This is a genomic window from Streptomyces chrestomyceticus JCM 4735 (assembly GCF_003865135.1).
GTDB classification, from domain to species: domain Bacteria; phylum Actinomycetota; class Actinomycetes; order Streptomycetales; family Streptomycetaceae; genus Streptomyces; species Streptomyces chrestomyceticus.
This window is the reverse complement of record NZ_BHZC01000001.1, coordinates 6,566,861-6,588,098: the sequence shown is the minus strand read 5'-3', so window position 1 is coordinate 6,588,098 and position 21,238 is coordinate 6,566,861. Positions and strand designations below refer to the sequence as shown.

At 71.0% G+C, this 21,238-nt stretch carries 52 protein-coding genes and 1 pseudogene; 46 read left to right on the top strand and 7 right to left on the bottom strand.

The window, feature by feature from the left end; all coding sequences use genetic code 11:
* Positions 1–71: 71 nt before the first annotated feature.
* The 15 genes from EJG53_RS28750 (at position 72) to EJG53_RS28690 (ending at position 6,130) form a co-directional block, all read left to right on the top strand.
* Positions 72–1,085 (top strand): HNH endonuclease, encoded by a 1,014-nt coding sequence (locus EJG53_RS28750; RefSeq protein WP_125047318.1) that lies wholly within the window; start codon positions 72–74, stop codon positions 1,083–1,085.
* Positions 1,082–1,249, top strand: coding sequence for a hypothetical protein (locus tag EJG53_RS41235; protein ID WP_167515181.1), 168 nt, complete (start codon positions 1,082–1,084; stop codon positions 1,247–1,249). Before EJG53_RS28750 ends, EJG53_RS41235 begins: the two co-directional genes overlap by 4 nt.
* Positions 1,246–1,530 (top strand): hypothetical protein, encoded by a 285-nt coding sequence (locus tag EJG53_RS28745; RefSeq protein WP_125047317.1) that lies wholly within the window; start codon positions 1,246–1,248, stop codon positions 1,528–1,530. The genes EJG53_RS41235 and EJG53_RS28745 overlap by 4 nt, the downstream gene beginning before the upstream one ends.
* The gene (locus tag EJG53_RS28740; RefSeq protein ID WP_125047316.1) at positions 1,527–2,255 is read left to right on the top strand and encodes a zinc finger domain-containing protein; all 729 of its coding nucleotides are present in this window, start codon (positions 1,527–1,529) and stop codon (positions 2,253–2,255) included. Before EJG53_RS28745 ends, EJG53_RS28740 begins: the two co-directional genes overlap by 4 nt.
* A complete protein-coding gene (locus EJG53_RS28735) occupies positions 2,252–2,566 on the top strand; it encodes a zinc finger domain-containing protein (protein WP_244955382.1) in 315 nt (104 codons plus the stop codon). Before EJG53_RS28740 ends, EJG53_RS28735 begins: the two co-directional genes overlap by 4 nt.
* A complete protein-coding gene (locus EJG53_RS28730; protein WP_125047315.1) occupies positions 2,563–2,766 on the top strand; it encodes a hypothetical protein in 204 nt (67 codons plus the stop codon). Before EJG53_RS28735 ends, EJG53_RS28730 begins: the two co-directional genes overlap by 4 nt.
* Positions 2,763–3,422 carry a hypothetical protein gene (locus EJG53_RS28725; protein ID WP_125047314.1) on the top strand — a complete coding sequence of 220 codons (660 nt, stop codon included), beginning with the start codon at positions 2,763–2,765 and terminating at the stop codon, positions 3,420–3,422. Before EJG53_RS28730 ends, EJG53_RS28725 begins: the two co-directional genes overlap by 4 nt.
* A gap of 86 nt (positions 3,423–3,508) precedes the next feature.
* Positions 3,509–3,646: a hypothetical protein gene (locus EJG53_RS40775; protein ID WP_154806413.1), complete on the top strand. Its 138-nt coding sequence runs from the start codon at positions 3,509–3,511 to the stop codon at positions 3,644–3,646.
* On the top strand, positions 3,639–3,878 hold the full coding sequence (locus EJG53_RS28720) for a hypothetical protein (protein ID WP_125047313.1): 240 nt from the start codon (positions 3,639–3,641) through the stop codon (positions 3,876–3,878). Before EJG53_RS40775 ends, EJG53_RS28720 begins: the two co-directional genes overlap by 8 nt.
* Positions 3,871–4,149 carry a hypothetical protein gene (locus tag EJG53_RS28715; RefSeq protein WP_125047312.1) on the top strand — a complete coding sequence of 93 codons (279 nt, stop codon included), beginning with the start codon at positions 3,871–3,873 and terminating at the stop codon, positions 4,147–4,149. Before EJG53_RS28720 ends, EJG53_RS28715 begins: the two co-directional genes overlap by 8 nt.
* Positions 4,142–4,351, top strand: a complete 210-nt coding sequence (locus tag EJG53_RS28710; protein WP_125047311.1) for a hypothetical protein — start codon at positions 4,142–4,144, stop codon at positions 4,349–4,351. Before EJG53_RS28715 ends, EJG53_RS28710 begins: the two co-directional genes overlap by 8 nt.
* A 108-nt stretch (positions 4,352–4,459) precedes the next feature.
* Positions 4,460–5,002 carry a DUF6197 family protein gene (locus EJG53_RS28705; protein WP_125047310.1) on the top strand — a complete coding sequence of 181 codons (543 nt, stop codon included), beginning with the start codon at positions 4,460–4,462 and terminating at the stop codon, positions 5,000–5,002.
* The gene (locus EJG53_RS28700; protein ID WP_125047309.1) at positions 4,999–5,292 is read left to right on the top strand and encodes a hypothetical protein; all 294 of its coding nucleotides are present in this window, start codon (positions 4,999–5,001) and stop codon (positions 5,290–5,292) included. The genes EJG53_RS28705 and EJG53_RS28700 overlap by 4 nt, the downstream gene beginning before the upstream one ends.
* Positions 5,292–5,567, top strand: a complete 276-nt coding sequence (locus EJG53_RS28695; protein ID WP_125047308.1) for a hypothetical protein — start codon at positions 5,292–5,294, stop codon at positions 5,565–5,567. The genes EJG53_RS28700 and EJG53_RS28695 overlap by 1 nt, the downstream gene beginning before the upstream one ends.
* Before the next feature lie 356 nt (positions 5,568–5,923).
* Positions 5,924–6,130 carry a hypothetical protein gene (locus EJG53_RS28690; protein WP_125047307.1) on the top strand — a complete coding sequence of 69 codons (207 nt, stop codon included), beginning with the start codon at positions 5,924–5,926 and terminating at the stop codon, positions 6,128–6,130.
* A 4-nt stretch (positions 6,131–6,134) separates the two neighbouring features.
* Here EJG53_RS28690 and EJG53_RS28685 read toward each other — a convergent pair whose 3' ends face one another.
* Positions 6,135–6,620 (bottom strand): hypothetical protein, encoded by a 486-nt coding sequence (locus EJG53_RS28685; RefSeq protein ID WP_125047306.1) that lies wholly within the window; start codon positions 6,618–6,620, stop codon positions 6,135–6,137.
* Positions 6,621–6,738: 118 nt separating this feature from the next.
* On the opposite strand from EJG53_RS28685, the gene EJG53_RS28680 reads away from it, so the two are divergent.
* The 3 genes from EJG53_RS28680 to EJG53_RS28670 all read left to right on the top strand — a co-directional run bounded on the left by EJG53_RS28680 (position 6,739) and on the right by EJG53_RS28670 (position 7,716).
* A complete protein-coding gene (locus tag EJG53_RS28680; RefSeq protein ID WP_125047305.1) occupies positions 6,739–7,032 on the top strand; it encodes a hypothetical protein in 294 nt (97 codons plus the stop codon).
* A complete protein-coding gene (locus EJG53_RS28675) occupies positions 7,029–7,268 on the top strand; it encodes a hypothetical protein (protein ID WP_125047304.1) in 240 nt (79 codons plus the stop codon). Before EJG53_RS28680 ends, EJG53_RS28675 begins: the two co-directional genes overlap by 4 nt.
* A gap of 130 nt (positions 7,269–7,398) precedes the next feature.
* A complete protein-coding gene (locus EJG53_RS28670) occupies positions 7,399–7,716 on the top strand; it encodes a hypothetical protein (RefSeq protein WP_125047303.1) in 318 nt (105 codons plus the stop codon).
* Between the two features lie 39 nt (positions 7,717–7,755).
* On the opposite strand, the gene EJG53_RS28665 is transcribed toward EJG53_RS28670, so the two are convergent.
* From EJG53_RS28665 to EJG53_RS28645, 6 genes and pseudogenes are all read right to left on the bottom strand, one after another.
* A complete protein-coding gene (locus tag EJG53_RS28665; protein ID WP_125047302.1) occupies positions 7,756–8,019 on the bottom strand; it encodes a hypothetical protein in 264 nt (87 codons plus the stop codon).
* The gene (locus EJG53_RS28660) at positions 8,016–8,360 is read right to left on the bottom strand and encodes a hypothetical protein (protein ID WP_125047301.1); all 345 of its coding nucleotides are present in this window, start codon (positions 8,358–8,360) and stop codon (positions 8,016–8,018) included. The genes EJG53_RS28665 and EJG53_RS28660 overlap by 4 nt, the downstream gene beginning before the upstream one ends.
* A 193-nt stretch (positions 8,361–8,553) precedes the next feature.
* The gene (locus EJG53_RS28655) at positions 8,554–8,931 is read right to left on the bottom strand and encodes a DUF6907 domain-containing protein (RefSeq protein ID WP_125047300.1); all 378 of its coding nucleotides are present in this window, start codon (positions 8,929–8,931) and stop codon (positions 8,554–8,556) included.
* A gap of 277 nt (positions 8,932–9,208) precedes the next feature.
* A complete protein-coding gene (locus tag EJG53_RS43680) occupies positions 9,209–9,679 on the bottom strand; it encodes a UTRA domain-containing protein (protein WP_307721724.1) in 471 nt (156 codons plus the stop codon).
* Between the two features lie 131 nt (positions 9,680–9,810).
* Positions 9,811–9,903, bottom strand: a pseudogene (locus tag EJG53_RS43675) (GntR family transcriptional regulator); the annotation flags it as partial.
* Between the two features lie 67 nt (positions 9,904–9,970).
* Positions 9,971–10,504 (bottom strand): UTRA domain-containing protein, encoded by a 534-nt coding sequence (locus EJG53_RS28645; protein ID WP_125047299.1) that lies wholly within the window; start codon positions 10,502–10,504, stop codon positions 9,971–9,973.
* A 163-nt stretch (positions 10,505–10,667) separates the two neighbouring features.
* Between EJG53_RS28645 and EJG53_RS43995 the strand changes: the two genes are divergently transcribed.
* From EJG53_RS43995 to EJG53_RS28535, 28 genes are all read left to right on the top strand, one after another.
* Positions 10,668–10,898 carry a helix-turn-helix domain-containing protein gene (locus EJG53_RS43995; protein ID WP_125047298.1) on the top strand — a complete coding sequence of 77 codons (231 nt, stop codon included), beginning with the start codon at positions 10,668–10,670 and terminating at the stop codon, positions 10,896–10,898.
* 49 nt (positions 10,899–10,947) lie between these two features.
* The gene (locus EJG53_RS28635) at positions 10,948–11,301 is read left to right on the top strand and encodes a hypothetical protein (protein WP_125047297.1); all 354 of its coding nucleotides are present in this window, start codon (positions 10,948–10,950) and stop codon (positions 11,299–11,301) included.
* Positions 11,298–11,663 (top strand): hypothetical protein, encoded by a 366-nt coding sequence (locus EJG53_RS28630; protein ID WP_125047296.1) that lies wholly within the window; start codon positions 11,298–11,300, stop codon positions 11,661–11,663. The genes EJG53_RS28635 and EJG53_RS28630 overlap by 4 nt, the downstream gene beginning before the upstream one ends.
* Positions 11,663–11,848: a hypothetical protein gene (locus EJG53_RS28625; RefSeq protein ID WP_125047295.1), complete on the top strand. Its 186-nt coding sequence runs from the start codon at positions 11,663–11,665 to the stop codon at positions 11,846–11,848. Before EJG53_RS28630 ends, EJG53_RS28625 begins: the two co-directional genes overlap by 1 nt.
* A complete protein-coding gene (locus EJG53_RS40770) occupies positions 11,845–12,018 on the top strand; it encodes a hypothetical protein (protein WP_154806412.1) in 174 nt (57 codons plus the stop codon). The genes EJG53_RS28625 and EJG53_RS40770 overlap by 4 nt, the downstream gene beginning before the upstream one ends.
* Positions 12,015–12,419 (top strand): hypothetical protein, encoded by a 405-nt coding sequence (locus EJG53_RS28620; protein WP_125047294.1) that lies wholly within the window; start codon positions 12,015–12,017, stop codon positions 12,417–12,419. The genes EJG53_RS40770 and EJG53_RS28620 overlap by 4 nt, the downstream gene beginning before the upstream one ends.
* Positions 12,416–12,760 (top strand): hypothetical protein, encoded by a 345-nt coding sequence (locus EJG53_RS28615; RefSeq protein WP_125047293.1) that lies wholly within the window; start codon positions 12,416–12,418, stop codon positions 12,758–12,760. The genes EJG53_RS28620 and EJG53_RS28615 overlap by 4 nt, the downstream gene beginning before the upstream one ends.
* Positions 12,757–13,110 (top strand): HIT family protein, encoded by a 354-nt coding sequence (locus EJG53_RS28610; protein WP_125047292.1) that lies wholly within the window; start codon positions 12,757–12,759, stop codon positions 13,108–13,110. The genes EJG53_RS28615 and EJG53_RS28610 overlap by 4 nt, the downstream gene beginning before the upstream one ends.
* Positions 13,111–13,197: 87 nt before the next feature.
* Complete coding sequence (locus tag EJG53_RS28605; protein ID WP_125047291.1) at positions 13,198–13,419, top strand: hypothetical protein; 222 nt, start codon at positions 13,198–13,200, stop codon at positions 13,417–13,419.
* Between the two features lie 66 nt (positions 13,420–13,485).
* Positions 13,486–13,752, top strand: a complete 267-nt coding sequence (locus tag EJG53_RS28600; RefSeq protein WP_125047290.1) for a hypothetical protein — start codon at positions 13,486–13,488, stop codon at positions 13,750–13,752.
* Positions 13,752–13,967, top strand: coding sequence for a hypothetical protein (locus EJG53_RS28595; RefSeq protein WP_125047289.1), 216 nt, complete (start codon positions 13,752–13,754; stop codon positions 13,965–13,967). Before EJG53_RS28600 ends, EJG53_RS28595 begins: the two co-directional genes overlap by 1 nt.
* Before the next feature lie 35 nt (positions 13,968–14,002).
* Positions 14,003–14,344: a hypothetical protein gene (locus tag EJG53_RS28590; RefSeq protein ID WP_125047288.1), complete on the top strand. Its 342-nt coding sequence runs from the start codon at positions 14,003–14,005 to the stop codon at positions 14,342–14,344.
* Positions 14,344–14,553, top strand: a complete 210-nt coding sequence (locus EJG53_RS28585; RefSeq protein WP_125047287.1) for a hypothetical protein — start codon at positions 14,344–14,346, stop codon at positions 14,551–14,553. Before EJG53_RS28590 ends, EJG53_RS28585 begins: the two co-directional genes overlap by 1 nt.
* Complete coding sequence (locus EJG53_RS28580) at positions 14,550–15,014, top strand: Pycsar system effector family protein (protein WP_125047286.1); 465 nt, start codon at positions 14,550–14,552, stop codon at positions 15,012–15,014. The genes EJG53_RS28585 and EJG53_RS28580 overlap by 4 nt, the downstream gene beginning before the upstream one ends.
* A complete protein-coding gene (locus EJG53_RS40765) occupies positions 15,014–15,157 on the top strand; it encodes a hypothetical protein (protein ID WP_154806411.1) in 144 nt (47 codons plus the stop codon). The genes EJG53_RS28580 and EJG53_RS40765 overlap by 1 nt, the downstream gene beginning before the upstream one ends.
* 20 nt (positions 15,158–15,177) lie before the next feature.
* A complete protein-coding gene (locus EJG53_RS28575) occupies positions 15,178–16,167 on the top strand; it encodes a DUF2637 domain-containing protein (RefSeq protein ID WP_125047285.1) in 990 nt (329 codons plus the stop codon).
* Entirely contained in the window at positions 16,164–18,290 is a 2,127-nt protein-coding gene (locus tag EJG53_RS28570; RefSeq protein WP_244955381.1) for an ATP-binding protein, read from the top strand. The genes EJG53_RS28575 and EJG53_RS28570 overlap by 4 nt, the downstream gene beginning before the upstream one ends.
* Positions 18,291–18,506: 216 nt before the next feature.
* Positions 18,507–18,776, top strand: coding sequence for a DUF6257 family protein (locus EJG53_RS28565; RefSeq protein WP_125047284.1), 270 nt, complete (start codon positions 18,507–18,509; stop codon positions 18,774–18,776).
* 38 nt (positions 18,777–18,814) lie between these two features.
* Positions 18,815–19,003, top strand: coding sequence for a hypothetical protein (locus EJG53_RS28560; RefSeq protein ID WP_125047283.1), 189 nt, complete (start codon positions 18,815–18,817; stop codon positions 19,001–19,003).
* A gap of 48 nt (positions 19,004–19,051) precedes the next feature.
* A complete protein-coding gene (locus EJG53_RS28555) occupies positions 19,052–19,231 on the top strand; it encodes a hypothetical protein (protein ID WP_125047282.1) in 180 nt (59 codons plus the stop codon).
* An 11-nt stretch (positions 19,232–19,242) separates the two neighbouring features.
* Complete coding sequence (locus tag EJG53_RS28550) at positions 19,243–19,419, top strand: pRL2-8 (protein ID WP_125047281.1); 177 nt, start codon at positions 19,243–19,245, stop codon at positions 19,417–19,419.
* A 78-nt stretch (positions 19,420–19,497) separates the two neighbouring features.
* Positions 19,498–19,671 (top strand): hypothetical protein, encoded by a 174-nt coding sequence (locus tag EJG53_RS40760; protein WP_154806410.1) that lies wholly within the window; start codon positions 19,498–19,500, stop codon positions 19,669–19,671.
* A 49-nt stretch (positions 19,672–19,720) separates the two neighbouring features.
* Positions 19,721–19,912, top strand: a complete 192-nt coding sequence (locus EJG53_RS28545) for a hypothetical protein (RefSeq protein WP_125047280.1) — start codon at positions 19,721–19,723, stop codon at positions 19,910–19,912.
* Between the two features lie 9 nt (positions 19,913–19,921).
* Positions 19,922–20,098: a hypothetical protein gene (locus EJG53_RS40755; protein WP_154806409.1), complete on the top strand. Its 177-nt coding sequence runs from the start codon at positions 19,922–19,924 to the stop codon at positions 20,096–20,098.
* A gap of 89 nt (positions 20,099–20,187) precedes the next feature.
* Positions 20,188–20,490 (top strand): hypothetical protein, encoded by a 303-nt coding sequence (locus EJG53_RS28540; protein ID WP_125047279.1) that lies wholly within the window; start codon positions 20,188–20,190, stop codon positions 20,488–20,490.
* 10 nt (positions 20,491–20,500) lie between these two features.
* Positions 20,501–20,674, top strand: a complete 174-nt coding sequence (locus EJG53_RS40750) for a hypothetical protein (protein ID WP_154806408.1) — start codon at positions 20,501–20,503, stop codon at positions 20,672–20,674.
* A gap of 12 nt (positions 20,675–20,686) precedes the next feature.
* Positions 20,687–20,812, top strand: a complete 126-nt coding sequence (locus EJG53_RS43415; protein ID WP_280526788.1) for a hypothetical protein — start codon at positions 20,687–20,689, stop codon at positions 20,810–20,812.
* Between the two features lie 10 nt (positions 20,813–20,822).
* Positions 20,823–21,236 carry a hypothetical protein gene (locus EJG53_RS28535; protein WP_125047278.1) on the top strand — a complete coding sequence of 138 codons (414 nt, stop codon included), beginning with the start codon at positions 20,823–20,825 and terminating at the stop codon, positions 21,234–21,236.
* Positions 21,237–21,238: the final 2 nt, after the last annotated feature.

The window sequence follows — 21,238 nt, the reverse complement described above, 5'->3', positions numbered from 1 at the left end:
CACCAGCAGAAGGAAGACGACATGGCTGTGCAACATCGTGAGCTCTCGGTGCGCGAGGAGCGTGGTCGTTGATGCCGCGCATTCGCACGGTGAAGCCGGAGTTCTGGGAGGACGAGCTCCTCGGGGTGCTGCCGCGCGATGCTCGTCTGCTGTTCATCGCGACGTTCAACATGGCCGATGACGAGGGGCTCCTGCGCTGGACGCCGGCCTACGTCAAGGCGCAGGCGTTCATGTACGACGACGACCTGACGGTCGGTGATGTCGGCAAGCTGATGCAGTGCCTGACCGACGCCGGCCTGGTCTTCCCGTTCATCGCGGGAGCGGCCCGGCAGCAGATGGCCGTGGTCGTCAACTTCCGCAAGCACCAGCGGATCAACCGGCCGCAGAAGAGCAAGCTGCCGCCGCCGTCGACCGGCGCCTGGCAGGTGCGGGAGATGTACGCCCGGCGGGACGGCTGGGTGTGCCAGCTGTGCGGCGGTGAGATCCCTCGCGCCCTGGTGGTCAACGACGGCCACAACCTGGCCGTCGATCACATCCGGCCGGTGGCCGCGGGGGGCACCGATCACCCGTCCAATGTCCGTGCCGTGCACCAGGTGTGCGAGCGGGGCCGGCGCGGCACCCCGGGAGGGGAGGAGTTCATTCCGCCCGCCGGGCTGGCGGGGCTTGAGGATTCACTGAACGAGTCACTGAATCGTTCACGCGAAGTGCGTGAGGACTCACTGAATGACCCAGTGAACAAATCTCACGCTCCGTCGAACTTCGAGGCCGAGACCGACACGCGCGGTGAGAATTTTTCACTGAACCATTCACTGACGGAAGGGAAAGGAAGGGAACAGGGAAGGGAAAGGAAGGGAACCCCCCACCCCCTTGCGGTGATCTCTCCGGCAGCCCCGCCGTCACGCAGACGGGCGAGAGGGCCATCGAAGACCGGATGTCCGACGCCTTCCTCGAGCGCTACAAGACCGGCAACACCTACGGCCAGCGCCAAGTCCGCAAAACCATCGCCGACACCCTCGCCAACGGCACCCAGCCGAACGAGCTGTGGGCCGCCCTCGAGCGCCTCGGCGCCGCCAGCAAGCCCGTGACCGCCGGAACCCTTCAGTTCGCCTTCTCCGAGATCCGCCGGGTGGCCCAGACCGCCAACGTCATCGCCCTGCCCTCCGGCCAGCACCTCACCGGCACCGACGCCAAGGTCGCCGGATGGATGGCCATCGCCGAACAACTCCGCCAGAACGGAGGCCCCGCATGAACACCGACTTCAAACCCCACCCCGCCGTCCATCGGCCGTGGATGTTCATTTGCGGCGCCAATCCCGACGACTCCGTGGTCACGTTCGCCGAAAACCCCGCCAAGCAGATCGCCAGTGCGCTGCTGGAGGACATCGGGGACTGGCACAGCGCCATCGCCAACCTGCAAAAGACCGATGTCCCGCCGCCCGTCCTGGATGCCCTGGGCCGCCTGCACGACGCCGTCTGCGGCTGGACCGACTGGGCCGAGAAGACGGATAAGCGGACGGAGGCCACGCGATGAACGCCGAAGAGGCCGCCGAGCTTCTCGCGCACTGCTCCGGCTTCGACAACCGGCAACCATCCGTTGCCGCCGCCAAGTCCTGGGCGTCCGCCCTGCACGACGTGCCGTTCGACCAGGACGCCAGGGACGCTGTGGCCAGCTACTACTCGACGCCCCCGCAGAACCCCGGCGAGCGCCTGTGGATCCTGCCGCACCACGTCCGCACCCTCCGCACCAAGATCCGCAACGGTCGCCTGGAGAACTACCAGTACGAGCCGCTGCCCGACGAGACGACCGCCGAGTACCTCGCCCGCTATCGCGGCCAGGTCCGGGCCGTCGCCTCGGGCCGGATCGCCCCGCCCTCCGGCCGCCTGGCGCTCGAAGGCGGGCCCCACCCGGACTTCGTCCAGGAGCTGGAGTCCCGGTCCCGGGCCGTCGGCCGGGACGTCCCCGCCAGCGACGAGGAGACGGGACTGCGCGACCGCGTGCGCCGGTCCGGGCCGCTCGGCGTCGAATGCCCCGCCTGCGGCGCCGCGATCGGCAGGCCGTGCAAGACCCCCGGCGGCGGCAGCAGCCAGCCGCTGGGCAAGCCCCGCAGCACGCCGCACAGCGCCCGCCGCCGCGCGGCCAGTGGCCAGCCCGAGACCACGCCGGAGCAGCGGGCCGCCGAGGAGGAGCGCCGCCGCGAAGCCTCCCGCCGGGCTCTGGCCCAACTCACCCAGACACCGCAGGAGGTTCAGCCGTGATCCGTCGTATCCCCGGCGCGCCGATGCCCGAGACGATCCGCCACTACCTGCGGGCCCGCCAGCATCCGGCCCGTGCGGTCGAGTGCCCGCACTGCGGCGCCCACCCGCACCGGCCGTGCACCACCATCTCCGGCCGTCGCCTGCTCCCGGAGCCGCATCCGCAGCGGGTCTCGGCCTGGGTCCGGGCCATCGCCTGCTGCCCGGCCTGCCAGGTGGAGCCGGGCGTGCCCTGCCACCTCGACGGCCGACCGCTGCGGAACGGGGAGGTCCATCCGCAGCGTGCCGCCGAGGCGGCGGTGACGCCGGCATGACGCCGCTGGAGCGGTTGCTCGCCGAGGAGTTGCCGACCGGCCGCTTCGGCGACGCCCTGCCTCCGCGGCCGCCCGCCGTGCGGCCGGCCCGCCCGTGGCTGCCCGCCGAACAGGCCGCGCACTACGCCGCCCTGGCCGCCGCCATCGGCGAACCGCACCTGACCCTCCTGCCCGCCCCTGACGACCGGAGCGCCGCATGAACTGCCTCGCCTGCACCCACCCCCTCGACGGCCCCGGCCGCCTGTGCCCCGGCTGCACCCGCGGCCTCGATGAGCGGCTGGCCGACCTGCCCCGCCAGTACCTCCTGCTGGGCCTGGCCGAGAACCTCCAGCGCCGCCGCACCGGCGACCGTGGGCCGGTCGCCGTCGTACGGGACGCCCCGATGCCGCTGTCGGAGGCGGCGCTGACGCTGCGCGCCGAGGGCGGCATCGTCACCGTCCTCGAAGGATGGCGTCGGCAGATGCAGGCCGCGCGCGGCTGGGGCGTGCCGGCCGAGGGCGGGCCGTACGCCCGGCGGGTGCGCGACGCGGCGCGCGGCCTGCGCATGAGCCTGGAGTGGATCGCCGCCGAGTGGGACGACGCCGGCGAACTGGCGCACGGGGTCCAGGGACTGGCCGCGCGGTGCCGGGCGGTCACCGAACCGGCCGACCCGGCGCAGCGGGCGCGGCTGCTGGGGTACTGCGTCGCGCCGTACGGGGACGGCTCTCCGTGCGGCGGCGAAGTGCGGCTGTCGCACGGCGAGAAGGTCGCCGGCTGCCGGTGGTGCGGGTGCGCGTACCCGTCGGCGACGTGGCTGGGTCTGCATACCGCGCAGCCCGAGCACACCGGGGCGGCCGGGGCGGGGGCGGCCGCGTGAGCCCGGGAAGGCGCCTCTACGCCCTTCTGGCAGCCGAACGGGCGTTCCCGCGACTCTCGGGGCGCCGGGCCCGCCGTGAGGCCGCTGTGCGGGCAGAGAGGGCCGCGCGTCCCGCCGAGGCCGCGCCGATCTTCTCGGCGTGCTGCGAGACCTGGTGGCTCACCGCCGGCCACGCCCACGAACGCACCTGCCGGATCACTACCGAGGAGATCGACCATGCCTAAGCGCACTCTGACGAACCACCGCCCCGGCGAGGAAGGCATCCACATCCGCTTCACCTCCCAGGACATCACCGCCCTCCTCGCCGACATCCAGCCGATCGCCGACGCCCGCCCGGCCACACGCGAGCTGCGCCTCGTGCTGGAGCGCGCCGCGGTCGAACTGGGCCTCACCACCACCTTCCACTTCGACGAAGCCCGTCTCCGCAGCGAAGCCGGGGAGAGCGACCGTGCTTGACCTGCTGCTCGCCGCCGCGGCCCTCGCCGTCGGCTATGCCCTCGGCCGCATCCGACCATGGGACCGCCTCGACACCTGGCTCTGGCGCCGCTTCACCTTCGGCGGCACCTGGACCCGCACCCGCCGCGGACGGGCCGCCACCCTCGCCGTGCACGCCCTGGTCCGCCCGGCCGCCACCGTCCACGCCTGGCGGCACCGACACGACCCGCAGCCCGACGCGGCCCCGCTCACCTTCCGCACCACCAGCCCGGAGGACACCGACCGTGCCTGAACTCACCGACCAGCAGCGCGCCGAGCGCCGGACCCAGGCCCTCGCCGCCATCGAGAAGGGCCTGCGCGAGACCCACCACATCTGGCACCAGACGCCCTCGCGCCTCGACTGGGCCGCCGGCTACGCGCTGGACGCGCTCGGCGACCTGGCCTGGTGGCTGGAAGAGGCCGGGCACTCCCTACCGGACGGTGACGGTGGCTGATGCACCAGGTGCTCCTGCTCGGCGCCCTGATCTGGATATGGACCAGCGCCCTCGTCACCCCGCCCAACCGCCACCGCCTCACCGGAAGGATCAAGGAGACGTTCCGCGATGACTGACCCCCGCCCGGTAGAACTACAGCCGCCGGCCGCTCTGACTCTCCAGCGAGCGGAGGAGTACCTCACCGCGCACGGCTGGTGCCAGGACACGATGAACGGCCCGGACGGCACCGTGTGCGCGGCCGGAGCCATCCGCGCCGTCGCACCACCCCTCACCCGGGGGCAGACGTCGCCCGAGGAGCGGGCGGCCCTGGCGGCACTGGCCGTGCACCTGGGCGGCCGGCCCGCCGCGGACCCGGACAACCCGATCGGCACGCACCCGATGGAGGTCGTGACGGACTGGAACGACCAGGCCGCCGGCGTCGACGAGGTCCTGGCCGCCTTCCGCGGGGCCATAGCGGACCTGCACGCCTCCGGACCGCCCGCGACCGCGGGAACCGGGCCCGGAGGCGAACCTCGCCGGCACACCGAGCCGTTGCACTGCAGGTGGTGCGGCCACCTCCTCACGCCCGCACGCACCGACTGGTGGGACGACCGCCCCCAGTGCCGCAACAAGACCACCTGCGACCAGCGCGCCGCGAGGACACGGCGATGACCCGCTGCGACGACTGCGGCCGGCCCCTGCGCCGCCCCTCACCCGACGGCCTCGGGCCCGTGTGCCGCCGCAAGCACGGCCCCCAGCCGGATCACCGCGAACGCAGCACCAGCGCGGCCCGGCCCCTCGACCACCACGACCTCGCCCGGCACGGCCAACTCGCCATCCCCATACAGCCGTCGTTCAGCGACTGCGAACCCAGCTGGGCCCGGACGCAGCCCAGCCGCCGACGGCGGCTCATCGTCACCGTCCCCGGACCCGACACCTGGCCCCGCGAGGAGAACCCCTGATGCCCACCCACACCCACACCTGCATCACACTCACCTGCGACGTCTGCACCGAGCCGTACGCACCCGAGGACTACACCGTCCACTTCGACTCCATCACCGACGCGATCAGCCACAGTCGCACGAGTGGCTGGACCGCCACCGCCGAAGGTCGTGTCGTCTGCAGCCTCCAAGACAACGCCCACCGCGCCGCCATCACCGACCTGCTCCCACCCGAGCCCGTATTCCAGGCCGCCGGACAACTCAGCCTCGAAGAGGACACCGGCCATGACCACTGACCCCATCCACGAGATCGCCCGCGCCGTCGACCAGCTGATGACGCAGGTCAAACACATCGCTGACCACCTGACGCCGCCCGCCATGGGCACGGGTGTTCGCGCCGTAACTCGATCGTGGCTCTGCACCGCCCCTCACGCCCGGGGCGGCAGAATCGGCGTGCAGCAACAGGTGCAGTCGAGATACTCCCCGCACACACGGGGATGGCCGAGCCCGGTCGCATAGCAGTAGACCGGGCTCGGCACGCTCACCGCGCCTACAGGGCCTCCCGGCGCCCACAGCCCCGTCTGCGGGCGGCAGAGCCGATGCGCTTTCGTGCGCTGGACAGGGACGAAGGCAGACGAAGGAAGGTGCGGCCGTGCCGTCCGAGCGATACTCGATAACCCTCGTGCCGCCGGCCGTGGAGGCCGTGAACCGGCTCACCGCGGCCACCGGACTGTCCAAGACCGACGTGATCAACCGGGCAGTCCAGGTCTATGGCTTCATCGAAGACCGCATACGGGACGGTGACGAGGTGCTGCTGCGCAACCGGGACGGCGAGATCGAACGCGTCCACATCGTGTAGCGGCCTACAGGCCCTCCGTCGCGAGATCCCGCGCCACGTCCGCCGACCACCTGCGCGCCAGGGCCGCCGCCTTGTCGTCACCCAGGCCGTAGTGCGCCAGCAGCGCCACCGCGACCCGCGCCTCGCCCGCCGTCATCATCAGGTGCGGCTCCTCCGCGTCGTCGAGGAACCGGCCCAGGGCGTCCAGATCGTCGTCCGTCAGGATCCTCGGCGTCAGGTCGGGAGGCTCGTGGCCGAAGTCGCAGGGCAGCCCCAGAGTCTTGCGCGCACCGGCCAGGGCGACGGCCTCGTCCGCTTTCAGGCCGCCGTGCCCTTCAGGCCGGTCGGCAACCTCGTCGTACCAGCTCGCCAGGCGCTGGTCAGGGCCGTCGGGCCGGGCGGCGGCCCGCTCGCGACAGACCCGGGCCGCGGCGCGCAGCGTCTCGACCTTGATCTCGTGCTCGCCGGCACCCCTGGCCCGAAGGTCCCGGATCATCTGCGCTTCGTCCATACCGGCCCACTGTGCCGGAGCGGCGACCGCAGTCGGAGGGGTGCCTCCAAGGCCGCTACAGGGCGCCGCCCGGTGCGCTAGCGTGGTCCCCACGAGACAAGTTTTTCGGGAGGGTCGCATGAGCAGCGAGCCGTGGACCATCGACTCCATCGCGCACGCCCTGCCGCATCCCGAGCTGCGTGCCACCTTCATGCGGGACGTGTCCTTCACCGACGTCCAACGTCTGCCCGACATCCTCGAACGCTGGGTCGGCTTCATCGCCGCCTTCGAGGACGGCCGGCCCCGCATCGAGAAGCTACGCAGCCACTACCGGGAGCACGGCCGCCTGCCGGCCGACTACGAGGCGAGCCTCGTCGAGGTGAGCCCCGAGCACCTCCGGGCCGACGCCGGCCGGGCCCGAGGCGCCGCGTGACCTACCGGCTGCGCCTCGACCCCACCGTCCACGCGGACTACCGCAGCCTCCCCGACGACGCCCGCCGCGACCTCGCCGTGTGCCTCCTCGACGCCCTCGCCGACCCCCTCGCCGCCTCCACGGCCTACGGCGTCGACGACGGCGTGTTCCGCACCATCGCCCGCGGCCGCGTCACCGGCGTCATCGTCATCGGCGACGACACCATCGCCCTCGTTCAGCTCACCCACCTCGGCTGAACACGACGCGTCGTCGCTCGGTCAGGCGAACCGTCAGGCGAACACGGCGAGCCGCTCAGCACAGAAGGAGCGCCAGCGTTACCTCTGACCACGGGCTAAGCAGGCCCTTGGTACACGAGGGATCGGTGGCATGAACGGCGAAGTGCGGCGGTACATCATTCCGGAACCCAGGCCGCAGGTATGGGTGAAGATGCCGAGCAACGGCGGCACGCTTCGAGGGCGAGTCGCCGCCCTAGAGAAGAGGCCGCGGGCGGGCTGCTGGGTGCAAGTAGACCTGCCCGCCTGGGACCGCTGGTCGACACAGCTTCAGCCCGGCCAGCCATCCGAGCAGGGCATCGGGCCGGGCACCATCCAGATGTGGGCGCCTGGTTATGCGGTGTCCTCAGAAGAAGGCGTCGTAGCGACCCTGGAGCGACGGATCCGTTGCGGAGAGATCGCTCCGGAGTGACAGCGAGCCCCCGCCTGGTCGGCGGGGGCTCGCTGCTGTTCAGTCAGGCAACCGCTGCACGCTCGCGATGATGATCAAATGTGTCGTGCGCTGCTCCTGGTACCAGACCATCAAAGGCCCCTCGCCGATGCTCTTAAGGGGCGCACTGCCGGCTTCTTCCGGCGGCGGCTCGTGCGGATACTTCACCTCCGCCGCATCCGCCAGGCGCCGGGCGACCGCCTCGACCTCCGCCCGCTCTTCCTGGCTCAAGCCCCTGAGGATCGACTCCTCGTCGGAGAAGAACCCCCACCCCCACTCGCTCATGCGGAGGCCGCCTCGCGCGCAGCCACCTCCAGCAGCTCCTCGATCTCCTTGCCCGCTATCCGGGCCTCCTCCAGCGACGCCGCCGAGCCCACCTCGCGCTCCAGCTCGCGCAGCCGCGCCGACCGGGACGGAATGCGATGCAGTGCCACGAAAACCCCCCACCGGTACAGAAACGTCTTCATCGGCACCGTACTGTCCTCCAGCAGCGCCGTCTCCCACGCCGCATGGAATTCCTGCTCGAACCGCACCGCCTCCGCCGGATCCAGCCGCTGCACCGCGGCCCGCAGCGGCTCCGCCGACCGCGCCGGCATCGGGAACAGGGCCTCGTCTTGCTCCTTCATCACTACCTCCACGTCATGTACGGGACGGCGCAGCAGCCCACGATGCCAGTCGGCGAACCAGGCTCCGCGCCACGAAACACCATCACGGCGACAGAGGAACCGGAACCCGTTCACGCGAACCCGCCGCGCCCCGGCCGCCGATGCCCTACGGGCCAGGCGGCGGCGTCGAAGCGCCGCCGCGGGCCAGGAACCGTCAGGCCGCCGGATCGGCCTGCAGCGCCACGCGCCGGATGTCGGCAGCGTGCGCGGCCAGCTGGTCGGCGAGCGCCAGCGCCGCATCACGGTAGAGCGCGGCGTCCTCGTCGCAGCCGTCCGAATCGACCGCCACGTACACACGCCCGCCGCCCGGCGCGAACGGCCACTGCGACAACCTGGCCACCATCACCGTCTCGGAACCGTTGTACAGCGGCATCACCAGCCGGATCGGAGCACCCTCATGCCGCACGTCCTCCAGATGACTGGGCGCCGCGGCACCGTGATCCAGCACGCACCACGACGGGCACTCAACACGCACTGGCACACCCCCCACCGAAGCGACAGCAAGCCGAGGCAGCAGCTCGGCAGCGGGCATCAAGGAGTAGGGGATGGGCGCTTCGGCCTGAGCTGGCAGCGGGGCAGGAGGTAGGCTCATGTCGACTTCCTTTGACGAGGCGAGTCATGATCAGCGGTTGCAGCCGCTGGCAGTCCGGCCGGGCATCGTGCCAGTCACACGAATGCCCGGCCGTTGCGTTGCGCGTGAGCAACTACACACGACCGTATGCCTCGATCGCATTTGTATCAAGGTGTCGAGTCGGGGAAGCGCGAAACGCCCTCGCCGACGGGCCGAGGGCGTCGCGTGACCTTGCCGGTCAGTGCATGGGTAGGTGGTACCCCATCTTGTACAGGTGACCCGGCTTGATCAGTTCCGTGACCTCGATCGGACGCTGGTTATCGGAGTAGACGACACGGAAGATCTCCAATACCGCCACGTCACCGGGAAGCTCCAAGTGCTCGTGCTCCTCCCGAGTTGCCTTCCGGGCGGCGACTTCGTCGGCTTGCTCGCGCGGCGGGTAGCCCATCTCTGCGAGCAAGGTAGGAGATCCACCTGGGATCTTGCGACGGTCCGCCAGGCGCGTACCCTTCGCAAGCTCGATGGGGTAGTACGAGTTGGCGAGTTCGGCCGGCTCGTCATTGAGGAGGCCGATGCGCGACCTCAACACGGCGGTGCCTTGGGCGCCGAGGCCGAGCGCTTTCGCAACCCTCTTCGGGGCTTCACCTCTGCGACTCGCAGGATTTTGTTGCTGCCGCGCTGGTCGCGCTCGGCGGCTTCGCTGACCCAGCGATACGGCTCTCCCGGCTCGGACGGCGCCATGTAGGACGCAGGCGAGATTGTCTGAGTGGCGTGGTCTCGAACGAAGACGCCGCTACCGGAGCGCCCTTCGAGCAACTCCTCATCCTTGAGTGCGGCCAAGGCGCGTTGCACCGTCATGTTCGACGTGCCGTACTGCTCCTGCAGCTCACTGTTGCTCGGCACCTGGCTGCCGGGCTCCCACTCGCCGGCCATGACGAGGGCTCGGATGTCCGCTGCGATCTTGTCGGCGATCGGGCGCCTGTCCCTGTGCTTGGCCAAGTCAGTCAACCTCGATCTCGTAACGGATCCGCCGAGGCCCTTTCATGACCATCAGCGATACCTCGATGGGCTCCCTGTCGGCCGTACGTGTGGTGCGGAGCAGCGTAAGTACGCCCTCCCCGTCCGTGAGGCCGAGTCGATCACTCTCACTGCTGGTAACTGGACGAACTCCCACTTCCTCGGTTACGAACCGGGTCGTGTAGCCAAGCTCCGCCAGCAGGGTCGGCGCTCCGCCTCGAATCTTTCGCGGCTCCGCGAGGGCGGTACCTGCGGCGACGCGCCGCGGGTACCAGGAGTCGGTCAACTCGATAGGTGTGTCGTTGATGTACATGACGCGACGCCGCACGATCGCGGCCTCGCCATCGCTCAAGCTCAAAGCGCGCCGCACTTCGGAAGGTGGCGAAGCTTCCCCCGCCCCGATCAACCGTTGAGTACCGCCACTGCAGGCGCTCTCTGCAGTCCAGGCATCGGGCTCGCCGACGCCTCGGGGGGTTACGTACGGGAGCGACTCACCAGAGCTCCACTTGCTGCTCATTCGTCACCTCCTTGATGAAGTCGGCGGTCGCAGAGCTGACCGCCATAGCGTCCCTGACCTCCACCTTAATCCCTTGATGGTCACAGCAGAGGGGAGGATGTCGGCCTTTCGCGCCGCAAGGGCCTTGCTATAAAACGTATCGAGCGAGTACGGTCGGGGTCAGATGCGAAGCCCGCGATCGGAGGATTTGATGCTGAGCGTGAGGGAGGTCGCAGAGCGCCTGAACGTGCACCCCGCGACCGTCTACAGGTGGATCAAGGTGGGGTACATGAAGGCCTTGCGACACGGCAAGCCCTACGAGCCCAACGATGAGCAGCGTCCCGGTGGCGCGATTCGCATCCCTGAGTCCGAGCTGATTCGCCCGCCTATCGAGCCCTCGGAGGTCGCGTCATGACCACCACCACCGAGATGACCAATGCCGCCTTCCCCCGCCGGCTGCGGCGGTGGTCCGTCGCGCGGTCGCCGCCGCGTCCGCGCAGGGCGTGGACCGCGCCGAGGTGGCGTACCTCGTGGAGCGGTTCATGGACTCCCGCGCCCGGTACGGCGAGCAGCACGCCCACCTGGTGTGGGGTCGCAGCCTGCTGGACGAGCTGGGCCTGTCCGACGGTGACCGGGCGTACCTGTACGGCACCACGGGCCGCGGCTTCATGACGGCCCTGGTCGAAGGGATCGCCGCGACCTACGACGCGCCGGCCGCCGCTCTGGCGGAGGCTGCGCGGGCGGCCGGCGACCCGGCCGGTATCGCGGTGGCGTACGTCGTCGCGAGCCTGTCGCTGGCCCGGGCGGTGACGTCATGACGTCTCTCCCGCCGCCGATGGACGAGGACGCCGGCCGCATCCTGCGGTTCGGTGAGGCCCTGGACGCCTTGGGCCAGGACACAGGCGACTTCATCGTCCGGATCAGTTTGCGGGCCATCACCGGCGAGCCCATCGGCGAGAAGATCCTGTCCCGCCGGGAGCTGGAGCGCCTGACCGATGTCACCGAGTCCTTGGTGTCCTACAGCAAGGACGACGAGGCCGAGACCGCGCCCGGCGGCAACGGCGCCTGGACGCTGGACAGCGGCGTCCCCGGGCCGGGGCCGGAGGTGGACGCGGAGACCGTCGACGAGATCGAGCAGGTCTTCACCTCCATTGACCTGGGTGAACAGGGGGACCAGTGATGTCCATTGCTCCGGTCCGTGTCCCGCAGATCAGCCTGCCTCGTGAGCTGCCCGCCGGCTCCACCCGTTCCCTTTCGATCCTCGACGCTGCGGTGGAGGTTCTGCGCGCGGCGGGTGAGGACGTGCACGTCGTCTACGCGGCGCACGGCGACGTGTTCAAGATCGTGCCGAGGGGGGAGTCATGACCGACCTCTACACGGACGCCGTCCAGGCCCTCCACCGCGAGCACTGCGACCGCTGCCGCACCCGGCACGAGGAGGACCAGGCCCGGTACGCCGAGTACGGCGCGTCCCTCCAGCGCCGCGACCGCCGCCAGCTCGGACTGAACATCCAGACCGCACGGGAGGCGTCGTGAGCGACTCCCGCGCCCCCAGGCCGGAGCCGGTGCCGACCGCGGACCGGGTCGCCGGCCTCCTCCTCCGCCTGCTCGCGGTGGGCATGCGGCTGCAGCCCGACGCGGGCCCCTGCTCGGATGTGACCGTCACTATCGCTCAGGGGTCCGGGCCGGATGCCGGGCGCGTGGCCGGGCTCTTCGAGATCCCCGAAGAACTGGCCCTGCGGATCATCGGCGTGCTGGACGCCGAGCTGTCCCTGCTGTCCGCAGACGAGCACAACCTGCGGCTCGGCCTGTACGACGACGGCGAGACGATGCCGGTCACCGGCCTCGGCCGGGACGCACTGGAACGCCGCCGGACCGGCTCCGGGGATACGCGCCGGCCCGCGCTGCGGATCGTCAACGGGGCGGTGACGTCGTGACGACTCTCGCCGATCAGCAGGCCGCGCTCGACGCGGTCGCCGCGCTGGCCCGCGCCTTCCCCGGCCTGCCCGCCGCGGCCGTCACGGTCACGGCCGCGCTCACCATCACGAGCGGGGTCTTCCCCAGCCAGGTCCTGGTCGAGGTCCGGCACGACCTCGGAGCCTTCGAGCGGTGGCGTGAGGCCCTCGGTATCGACCCCGACGGCGTCGAGTGCCGCACCTACGAGGTCGCCTACGGGCACAGCCACATGAGCCTCGAAGCCCGCAGCCAGTTCCTCGGCGCCGACATCGAGGTCACCGGCTACGCGCCGGCCCTCGCGGGGCAGGAGGTGGCGTCATGACCGAGCCGTGCCCCTTCTGCGACATCGTCGCGGGCCTGGCCCCGGCCACGGTCCTGGCTCGCTGGCCGGACGCGATCGCCATCAAGCCGATCGACCCGGTAACCAAGGGGCACGTGCTGGTGATCCCGCGGGTGCACGTGGACGGCCCGGCGGAGGATCCGATGGTGACCGGTGCCGTGATGCAGCGGGCCGCCGAGTACGCGGCCGCCACCGGCCGGCCCTTCAACCTCGTGATCTCCGAGGGCCGTGAGGCAACCCAGTCCATCCGGCACGCCCACGCCCACGTGGTCCCGCGCGCGGCCGGCGACAACCTGCCGCTGCCGTGGACGCCGCAGCAGGCCGCGGTCTGACCCTCCCGCTTCCGTCCCGCGCGGCAGCCCCGTGCGGGTGCGGCGGCCGGACGGTCCGGCCCGCACGAGCCGAAAGGACCAGTACTCATGGCAGCTGGACGTCACTTCTTCGAGGCCGGCACCCACTCCGACAGTGACCTGAAGGCGGACATCGAGTCCGACATCCAGGACGCGCACAAGGCGCGGCGCGACTGCGAACGCAACGGCCAGGTCGCGCTGGCCAGCCAGATGGGGAAAGCCGTGGACGGCTACCTCGACGAGCTGAACGCCCTGAACAACGGCACCTGGAAGCCCAAGCACGCCCGCTGACCAACCGGGCGGGGCCCCGGGCCCCGCCCGCCCACTCGTATCGACTTACCGACAGAGGACTGTCCGATGACCCTGCTCGTCGACTTCACCGCCCTGTCCGACGCGGACGCCGCCGTCACCTCCGGCCTGGTGGCCCGCCGCCGCGCCACGACGCTGGTGCCGGACCCGCACGCCACCTACCGGGCGCAGCTGGTGACCGCCTACGTCACCGCCGCCTACCCGGCTGTGCGCCGCAGCCTGCTGGAGGAGGCCGCGGCCTACGACCGCCGCCACCCCGGCGAGCCGTCGCTGGCCGACGAGCTGTACGGCGCCGAACTGAGGGAGGTGGCGTGATGTCCCGCTACCTGGAAGAGGCCGCCGACCTGCTGCGGAACGCTCGTGACGAGCTGGAGGAGACGGCCAAGGTCTACCGCGGCGACTATGAACGCCGCCGTATCGCCATCGCCCGCGAGTTCGCCACGCTGGCCGCGATCGACAAGGGCCTGCTGCCCGCCGAGATGGTCCAAGACGTGCTGCGCGCCGTCACCGGCCGGACCGGGGGTGCGTGATGGGCTGGCTCCGCTGCGGACCGAAGTTCTCCGAGATGGAGACGGAAGAAGAGCGCTACCAGCGCAGCCCGCAGCGCACCGAGCAGGAGCGGCAGGCGGAGCAGCTTCGATGCACCGAGATGGCCCGACGTGAGTGGGCCCGGCACCGCGAGGCCGAAGAGAAGGCGCAGCAGGAGCGTCGGAGCCGGGTGAAGCAGGTCGGCACGCTGACGCGGCTCCGTGACGGCGTGTGGGAGACCCGGGGCTGGCAGATCGACGGCGTCGACGACCACGAGGACGGCGTGACTCACCGCGGCAGCCTGGGCGGCCTGTCCGTACAGGATCTGTGCGCGCTGGCCCACGGGCCGCGCTGCCGCTGCACCCGCGGGAGGTCCTGATGCGTCCCGCCGCCTGGCTCGCCCTGCTCCTCACCGCCGCACTGCTGATCACCTGCCCGCAGATCGTCACCGTGGTCGTGCCCGCCGTCCTGGTCGCGGCGCTGGCCGCCGTCGGCTGGCTGCTGACCACTCCCGCCGCCCTGGTCGCGGCGCTCGCCGTGACCCTCCTGCGGCTCGTCACCCACCGGCCCGAGCAGAGGACGCCATGACGACCGTCACCCCGCCCACCGGAAGCATCGAGACCCGGATCGCCGAGGTCCGTTCGGACATCGCCCGCGCCGACAGCAAGGCCGGCGTCTTCTTCGCCGCCCTGGTCTTCGCGGCGGGCGCGCTCGCCGACAACGTCAGTGCCCTCGTGCACCGCGGCTGGGCCACCGGCGTCCCGGCCGTTGCCACCACGGTCCTCGTCGGAGCTGCCGCCTGGCTCCTGCTCGACGTCGTGCTGCCCCGCACCGGCGCGGGCCGCGCCTACTTCGCCCACTACGCCCGGTGCGACGACGAGGAGCTGGACGCCGCCCTGACCGCCTCGGACCTGCGTGCCGAACTGCGCAGCCTGTCACGGATCTGCGACGCCAAGATGCGCCTGCTCACCCGGGCGGGCCGGCTCCTCAAGGCCGCCGGACTCGCCGCCGCCGTCACGGTCGTGCCGGCGATCGGGGGGTGGTCGTGATGCGCACCGTCCTCGACATGGCCTGCGTCCTGGCCTGTCTCGCCGTGGTCGTCACCGGCGTCACCCTCCTGATCCACATGCGCGGCACCCGCACCCACAGCCCCGCCTGCCGCCCGTGCCGCTGGCTCAACCGCTCCTCCTGAACAGCAAGAAGGGAAACCCCGTGAACCGCAACTCCTGGCGCCTGGCACGGCTGGTGGTCGGCGCGGCCGCCCTCGGCGTCACCGGCTGGTCCCTGTACGTGGTCGGCCGCCACTACGGTGCCCCCGTCCTCGTCGCCGCTGCCGGAGTCGCCGTGTTCGACGGTGCCGCCTACGCCTGCCAGTACCTGGCGTCCGAGGCGTCCGCCGCCGGCCGCTCTGCCGTCGGAGCCCGCCTCGCCTCCCTGGCCATGCTCGTCATGTCCATCTACCTGAACATCTTCCACGCCACCCTCATCCACGGCGGCGTACCGGCCGCGATCCTCTTCAGTGCCCCCAGCCTCGCCCTCCAAGCCATCTCCGAACTGGCCTGGGCCGGCCCGCGTGCTCAGGCGAGGAAGGCGCTGGGGGAACGCCCGTTCCGGCTGCCGACGCTCGGCGGCTGGGCCTGGCTGCTGGCACCCAAGACCGCGGGAGGCAGCGTCCGCAAGCGGGCCCTGGCGCACATCAGCAACGCCGAACGGCCGGACGAGGAAGAGCCCGAGAAGCCGCGCGGCGCCCGGGACGTGCTGCGCGAGCAGTTCGCCTCCATGGACCCGGCACGGGCGGTGCGCATCGTCGCCGCATCACACCCGCATCTCTCGCACGCCGAACTGGCCTCCCTGCTGATCGAGCACGGGGTCGTGGTGGACGCGGTCGACGTGGCGCTGGCGCTCGATGCCCCGCGAGAGCACGTCCGCGTGGAGCGCGTATCGGACCCGCATCATGATGCGCATCATGATGCGCCGCAGGTCGGCGAACTGCCGCCGCTGAACAAGGCGCAGGCGATCGTCGAGGCCGCATCACGGCTCGGTGATGATGCGACCGCCGCCGAGGTGGTGCGCCTGGTGCACGAGAGGCACCGGCTGAAGGTGGACCCGCCGTATGTGCGCACGGTCCTGTCCCGCGAGTCCAAGAAGAAGCAGCCCGACGACGGCAGCGGCGTGGGCCAGGGCGGAGGCGGCTACGCATGAGTACCACCACCGGCCACGACGTCCACGAACGGACAGCCGAGACCACCGCCGAGCCGGTACGGCTCAGCCTCGTCAAGCCCGACGTCCCCGCCGCAGCCGCCGCGGGCGGCACGGCGCCCGCGCGCCGCCGGATCCGGCCCCTGCGCCGGGTAGGGATCATCGCCACCAGCGAGCAGACACGCACCATCGGCCGCCTCGCGGTCCGGCACGGCATGTACCTGTACGGCGGGGCCCGCATCGCGGCCCGCCGGGCCTGGGACGGGCGCACCGCGGCCCGTTACGAGCGCATGATGCGGGCCTACGAGGCCGGCGGGAAGCTGGCGGAGGCCGCCGAGTGGGAGGAGCGCGGCCAGAAGTACCGGGCCGCGCGCCACCAGCGGCGCATGGACCTGCTCACCGCCCCGGTGCGGCTGGCCAAGGGCACAGCGGTCGCCACGGGTGTCGGCGCCGGCGGTCTGCTGGCGCTCGGCGGCGCCGTGGCTATGGCCACCGGTGACCCCGGTGACATCGTCGCCCCGATCGGCCTGGTCATCGATGTCATCCACTGGGCGTTCGTCATCGGCAGCCTGGTGTGGGGCCCGGCCATGATGGCTGCCCCGGCGCTCGGCCTGCTGTCCCTGTGGAACGTGGGCCGCCAGCAGCAGGCCGCCCCGCGGTGGGCTCTGCCCGCCAGCGAGCGCGGCGGTGGTGAGCCGATCACCCCGTCCGTGGTGGTCCTCGCCCTGAGCCACCTGGGCATCTCCGCACTGCGCAAGGCCATCAAGGAGATGGGGGACGCGGGCGCGGCCATGCTCAGCCCCATCGCCTTGGCCGGATGCGGCGTCGAGGTCGATGTGACCCTGCCGCTGGAAGTGTCCACCGAGGAGATCATGGGCCGTCGGCGGAAGCTCGCCGAGAACCTCGGCCGGCACGAGCACGAGCTGTACATCAGCGTCGCCCCGGCCGCCCGCACGGTACGGCTGTGGATCGCCGACTCCGGCGCCCTGGACGAGCCGGTCCCCGCCTCCCCGCTGGTCCTCGACCCGGGCATGACCGCCGACTACAAGAACGGCCGCGCCCCCTGGGGGCGGGACCTGCGCGGCGACGCCGCCTTGGTCAGCCTCTACCAGAAGCACATGCTCGTCACCGGCCTGTCCAACGAGGGCAAGACCGCGAGCCTGCGCGCCCTGGCCCTGTGGCTGGCGCTGGACGCGGCCGTCGAGTTCCGCATCGGCGACCTCAAGGGTGTCGGCGACTGGCGGATGTTCCGCGGCCTGGCCACCGTGCTGATCGAAGGACCCACCGACGACCACGTCATGGAAGTGACGCACATGGTGGAGGGCGCGTTCGAGGAGATGCAGCGGCGCCTCCAGGCCCCCTCGGGCACCGTCTTCCGGCCGCTGGTCGTCATCGTGGACGAGGCGCAGGTCGCCTACGGGTCGGGCGCCCGGGAGACGTACGTCACGGACAGCGGGACCGTCAAGTACGGCGCCCCCTACGGCGGCCAGAAGGCCATCAGCCGGTACTTCAAGGCGGTCAAGGGCATCCACGACCAGGGCCGCGCCGTGAACGTGACCATCTGGGAAGGTACCCAGGACCCCACCGACCAGAATCTGCCGAAGCGCTCCCGCGAGGGCAACCACATCCGCGCCAGCCTGGTTCTCGGCACCGAGTCACAGGCCAAGATGGCCCTCGGCGACGCCCCCGTGACTGCCGGCGCGGCCCCGCACAAGCTCCGGCAAGGCCTCGACAAGGGCACGCTCGTCGTCGCCGGCAGCGGCATCGACCTGCCGCCGGGAGCCGCCTCCATCACGGTCCGCACCCACTTCATCGACGGCGACGATGCCGCCGAGATCGCCGACCGGGCCAAGGCCCTGCGCAACTCCGTCGCGACAACGGACCGGGCCGCCGAACCGCGCGATCACCTCGCGGACATCTCGGAAGTCCTCCGCGGCGAGGAGCGCGTGCGCACACCGGAGGTCCTCCACCGGCTGAAGAACCTCGACGAGCCGTACTACCGGGAGTGGGACGGAAGCCGTCTGCGCCGGGCCCTGACAGATGCCGGAGAGGACACCGGCGTCTATGAGGGCTACCCCGTCGTCCACCGTCAGAGGGTCCTCAAGGCACTTTCCAACCGCGAATAGATCACTCCTTGGGACCGGTGAGTCGGACGGCACCCCGGTGACTTTCCACCAAGAGCCTCACCAGATGCACCCCACCGGTACTGATCAGCGAAGACGCGGCCCTGGTGAGGCGGTGAGGCGCCGCTCCAGAAGCCTCCGGGCCCTCGTAAACAGGGCGCTCACGGGACCGCACCACCTCACCAGCGCACGCCACCGTTCATTCACAAAGGGGAACTTGTGTCGATCACTGACCGAGACGACGTCAACGCCTACGAGGCCGCGCAGATCATCGCGCTCGGCGCCAAGATCGCCCACCGACAGGCCCAGGGCAAGAGCACCGCCGACCTCGAAGCCCGCGTCGAACGAATCTTGGAGAAGGCCGCCCAACGCGAGGCGGAGAAGGACCTCATCCGCCAGGCCGCCCAAGCGGCAGCGCACGCCGCCCGGTTCGAGGCCAGGAAACAGAAGGCCGTCGACCGGGCTACCAAGAAATCCAGCTGGTGGTGAACCGCCCCCAGCACCGACACCTACCTAGGAGGAATGCCGTGGCCCTGTTCGGACGCAAGACCGCAGAGAAGCTCGACACCGCCGCAGGAGTGCTCTACCGCGCCGGCCGGAAGGCCGGCGGCGAGAAGGGCGGGCGCGTCGGCGACGCCATCGCCACCACCGTCCTCGGCCCGATCCGCGACCGCTGCGAAGACGCCTGCCCCTGCAAGGACTGCCGCCAGGACTGACGGTCACCCACGCACCCCCAGCCCGACACCACACCAGAAGGAGACCTGATGAGCGACAGCAAGAAGTTCTACGACGAGCGGTTCCAGGCCGCGAAGGCGGCGGTCGCCGACGGTGACATCGACAAGGCGGGAGACATCATCTGCCACGCCATGACGGAGTCCGCCGACGCCCTCACCGGCCTCGCCGAGCTGGCGAAGGCAGGCGAGCGCGCCCGGGACGACGGCTGATGGCGGCCCGCATGAGCACGCCGCCGGTGCCGCCCGGCGAATGCCGCCAGTGCTGGCACCACGCCTACGCCAGCCGCGAGGCACACGCCCACCTCGCCCCGCGCGAGGACTGCCCGCAGTGCGTCGACCACATGGTCAACGGCCACCCCGAGCACATGGTCGTCCCCAAGAAGTCCAGCTGGTGGTGACGGCTGCCCGCGTCGCCCCGGCCAGCGCCGGGGCGGCAAGGGGAGCCGGGACAGCCCCGGCCCGCACAAGGAGGAGCCATGGACTTCAGCGACTACGACAACGAGGACGTCAAATTCGAGGTCTGGAACTCGTCGCACAACGCGGCAGACGCCCGCGAGGCGGGCCTGTCCGATGACCGGGATCACCAGCGGGTCAATGAGGGCTTGGACGAACTGGAGCGCCGCGGCGACCTGAAGCCTTTCGGCAAGTGAGGCAGCAGGGCAGCCCAGGCGCAAGAACTCAGACAACCAGGAGGAGCACATGGCCAGGGACATCAACAACGAAGCGGCCGGCGTCGAGGCCGATGAGCTGACGCAGATCGGGACCGCAAGCGGCGCGACGGCCCTGGGGTCGGACGGCCGGGCCACCGCCACCGAGGTCCACGGCGACGGCACCACCGTCATCAACGGCGACTACACCCACACCAACGTCAGCCACACCTTCAACAAGTAGGGAGACCCCATGCCCAAGCGCAGTGAAGCCAAGCAGGACCGCAAGACCTACAAGGCCCTGAAGGCCGAGCACAACCGCCGCTTCAACAACAGCACCACCGACCCCGACAGCGACGAGTTCCTGGCCTCTGACGGCGCCGTGTCCGAGGCCGAGCAGCGCCTCCCCTTCTGGCGCCGCGGCTGGTGACCCGGCTGCCCCCGATCCGCCGGTCTCGTACCGGCGGTGAGGAGGACGCCGGGCACCCCGCCCGACGCCGAACCCGAAGGAGAACCCCAATGGACACCATCGCCCGGAGCACGGCCGGCGAGCGCCGCGCCGACCAGATCCCGAGGCAGCCCGGCCAGCAGATGCGCGCGTACACCGACGACGGCACCGTGGTCATCGACGTGGCCGTTCAAGCCGTCGCGCGCTGCCACGCCTGCGGCACGGTCGTGCCGTTCGGCATCGGCGAGGTCCACGGCAGTGCCCAGAAGTACGTCGACGGCCCGTACAAGGACGGCCTGCTGGCCGCATGGGGCTGGACCGACCAGCACCTCGCCACCTGCACCGAGACCCGCACCGACTCCAACCGCCCCTGAGGAGGCCGTCATGAGCGCAGCCCAGAACGCCGCCGACGCCATCCAGCGGCTCGTCGAGGCCGCCAACGAGTACGGCCTCCGCAGCCCGGAGGCGGACAGCGCGGCCCGCATCGTCAACGTCCTGCTCGACGCCGCCCACGCGGCCGGCGCCACCGAGGACGACATCAAGAACGCCCGAGGCTGAGAGGAGCCGACCATGCCCGAAATCACCCCGAACGGCAGCGAGATCGAAGACGACGGTGACGGAGATTTCACCATCACCTTCTCCATGACCCTGCCCCAGCCCGCCGACGACACCGACGACGACAGCAACCGACCCTGAGAGGAGCCTCATGTCCCCGCAGCCGCTGCCCGACCCGCAGCACCAGTACGGCGGGCAGCAGCTGCCCGTCCCCGCCCACCACCGGCCCCCGAACGTGCTCTACGACGCCGAGGGCCGCCCGGTGCACTTCACCATCGGACAGCCTCCGCAGCCGCCGCCCGTAGTCGTCCAGGCGCCCGTACAGCAGGGCCTGCCGCCCGAGCTGCAGCGCCTCATCATCGTGACGTTCCTGATCCTCGCCGTCATCGTCGTATGCACCGGCGCGCTCGTCGCCATCGTCGTCATGATGGGCGGCACCCTCATGGGCATCATCGGCACCGTCGGCGACAACCTCCCGTTCATCGGCATCACCTTCATCGGCCTCGTCCTCGCCGCCGGATGGGCCGCGACCAAGCTCCGCGGCGTCAACTCGAAGGAGAAATGACC

Excerpts from the sequence above, each read along its gene's own strand:
- EJG53_RS28550 (WP_125047281.1), top strand. The coding sequence starts at position 19,243 with ATGAGCACGCCGCCGGTGCCGCCCGGCGAATGCCGCCAGTGCTGGCAC.
- EJG53_RS40760 (WP_154806410.1), top strand. The coding sequence starts at position 19,498 with ATGGACTTCAGCGACTACGACAACGAGGACGTCAAATTCGAGGTCTGG.
- EJG53_RS28585 (WP_125047287.1), top strand. The coding sequence starts at position 14,344 with ATGCGTCCCGCCGCCTGGCTCGCCCTGCTCCTCACCGCCGCACTGCTG.
- EJG53_RS28730 (WP_125047315.1), top strand. The coding sequence starts at position 2,563 with ATGACGCCGCTGGAGCGGTTGCTCGCCGAGGAGTTGCCGACCGGCCGC.
- EJG53_RS28725 (WP_125047314.1), top strand. The coding sequence starts at position 2,763 with ATGAACTGCCTCGCCTGCACCCACCCCCTCGACGGCCCCGGCCGCCTG.
- EJG53_RS28580 (WP_125047286.1), top strand. The coding sequence starts at position 14,550 with ATGACGACCGTCACCCCGCCCACCGGAAGCATCGAGACCCGGATCGCC.
- EJG53_RS28720 (WP_125047313.1), top strand. The coding sequence starts at position 3,639 with ATGCCTAAGCGCACTCTGACGAACCACCGCCCCGGCGAGGAAGGCATC.
- EJG53_RS28740 (WP_125047316.1), top strand. The coding sequence starts at position 1,527 with ATGAACGCCGAAGAGGCCGCCGAGCTTCTCGCGCACTGCTCCGGCTTC.
- EJG53_RS28745 (WP_125047317.1), top strand. The coding sequence starts at position 1,246 with ATGAACACCGACTTCAAACCCCACCCCGCCGTCCATCGGCCGTGGATG.
- EJG53_RS28540 (WP_125047279.1), top strand. The coding sequence starts at position 20,188 with ATGGACACCATCGCCCGGAGCACGGCCGGCGAGCGCCGCGCCGACCAG.
- EJG53_RS40770 (WP_154806412.1), top strand. The coding sequence starts at position 11,845 with ATGACCGACCTCTACACGGACGCCGTCCAGGCCCTCCACCGCGAGCAC.
- EJG53_RS28750 (WP_125047318.1), top strand. The coding sequence starts at position 72 with ATGCCGCGCATTCGCACGGTGAAGCCGGAGTTCTGGGAGGACGAGCTC.
- EJG53_RS43995 (WP_125047298.1), top strand. The coding sequence starts at position 10,668 with ATGCGAAGCCCGCGATCGGAGGATTTGATGCTGAGCGTGAGGGAGGTC.
- EJG53_RS40765 (WP_154806411.1), top strand. The coding sequence starts at position 15,014 with ATGCGCACCGTCCTCGACATGGCCTGCGTCCTGGCCTGTCTCGCCGTG.
- EJG53_RS28605 (WP_125047291.1), top strand. The coding sequence starts at position 13,198 with ATGGCAGCTGGACGTCACTTCTTCGAGGCCGGCACCCACTCCGACAGT.
- EJG53_RS28600 (WP_125047290.1), top strand. The coding sequence starts at position 13,486 with ATGACCCTGCTCGTCGACTTCACCGCCCTGTCCGACGCGGACGCCGCC.
- EJG53_RS28555 (WP_125047282.1), top strand. The coding sequence starts at position 19,052 with ATGAGCGACAGCAAGAAGTTCTACGACGAGCGGTTCCAGGCCGCGAAG.
- EJG53_RS28535 (WP_125047278.1), top strand. The coding sequence starts at position 20,823 with ATGTCCCCGCAGCCGCTGCCCGACCCGCAGCACCAGTACGGCGGGCAG.
- EJG53_RS28705 (WP_125047310.1), top strand. The coding sequence starts at position 4,460 with ATGACTGACCCCCGCCCGGTAGAACTACAGCCGCCGGCCGCTCTGACT.
- EJG53_RS28645 (WP_125047299.1), bottom strand. The coding sequence starts at position 10,504 with ATGAGCAGCAAGTGGAGCTCTGGTGAGTCGCTCCCGTACGTAACCCCC.
- EJG53_RS43415 (WP_280526788.1), top strand. The coding sequence starts at position 20,687 with ATGCCCGAAATCACCCCGAACGGCAGCGAGATCGAAGACGACGGTGAC.
- EJG53_RS28590 (WP_125047288.1), top strand. The coding sequence starts at position 14,003 with ATGGAGACGGAAGAAGAGCGCTACCAGCGCAGCCCGCAGCGCACCGAG.
- EJG53_RS28680 (WP_125047305.1), top strand. The coding sequence starts at position 6,739 with ATGAGCAGCGAGCCGTGGACCATCGACTCCATCGCGCACGCCCTGCCG.
- EJG53_RS40755 (WP_154806409.1), top strand. The coding sequence starts at position 19,922 with ATGCCCAAGCGCAGTGAAGCCAAGCAGGACCGCAAGACCTACAAGGCC.
- EJG53_RS28685 (WP_125047306.1), bottom strand. The coding sequence starts at position 6,620 with ATGGACGAAGCGCAGATGATCCGGGACCTTCGGGCCAGGGGTGCCGGC.
- EJG53_RS28695 (WP_125047308.1), top strand. The coding sequence starts at position 5,292 with ATGCCCACCCACACCCACACCTGCATCACACTCACCTGCGACGTCTGC.
- EJG53_RS28625 (WP_125047295.1), top strand. The coding sequence starts at position 11,663 with ATGTCCATTGCTCCGGTCCGTGTCCCGCAGATCAGCCTGCCTCGTGAG.
- EJG53_RS28630 (WP_125047296.1), top strand. The coding sequence starts at position 11,298 with ATGACGTCTCTCCCGCCGCCGATGGACGAGGACGCCGGCCGCATCCTG.
- EJG53_RS28655 (WP_125047300.1), bottom strand. The coding sequence starts at position 8,931 with ATGCCCGCTGCCGAGCTGCTGCCTCGGCTTGCTGTCGCTTCGGTGGGG.
- EJG53_RS28670 (WP_125047303.1), top strand. The coding sequence starts at position 7,399 with ATGAACGGCGAAGTGCGGCGGTACATCATTCCGGAACCCAGGCCGCAG.
- EJG53_RS40750 (WP_154806408.1), top strand. The coding sequence starts at position 20,501 with ATGAGCGCAGCCCAGAACGCCGCCGACGCCATCCAGCGGCTCGTCGAG.
- EJG53_RS28660 (WP_125047301.1), bottom strand. The coding sequence starts at position 8,360 with ATGAAGGAGCAAGACGAGGCCCTGTTCCCGATGCCGGCGCGGTCGGCG.
- EJG53_RS28610 (WP_125047292.1), top strand. The coding sequence starts at position 12,757 with ATGACCGAGCCGTGCCCCTTCTGCGACATCGTCGCGGGCCTGGCCCCG.
- EJG53_RS28700 (WP_125047309.1), top strand. The coding sequence starts at position 4,999 with ATGACCCGCTGCGACGACTGCGGCCGGCCCCTGCGCCGCCCCTCACCC.
- EJG53_RS28570 (WP_244955381.1), top strand. The coding sequence starts at position 16,164 with ATGAGTACCACCACCGGCCACGACGTCCACGAACGGACAGCCGAGACC.
- EJG53_RS28665 (WP_125047302.1), bottom strand. The coding sequence starts at position 8,019 with ATGAGCGAGTGGGGGTGGGGGTTCTTCTCCGACGAGGAGTCGATCCTC.
- EJG53_RS28545 (WP_125047280.1), top strand. The coding sequence starts at position 19,721 with ATGGCCAGGGACATCAACAACGAAGCGGCCGGCGTCGAGGCCGATGAG.
- EJG53_RS28595 (WP_125047289.1), top strand. The coding sequence starts at position 13,752 with ATGTCCCGCTACCTGGAAGAGGCCGCCGACCTGCTGCGGAACGCTCGT.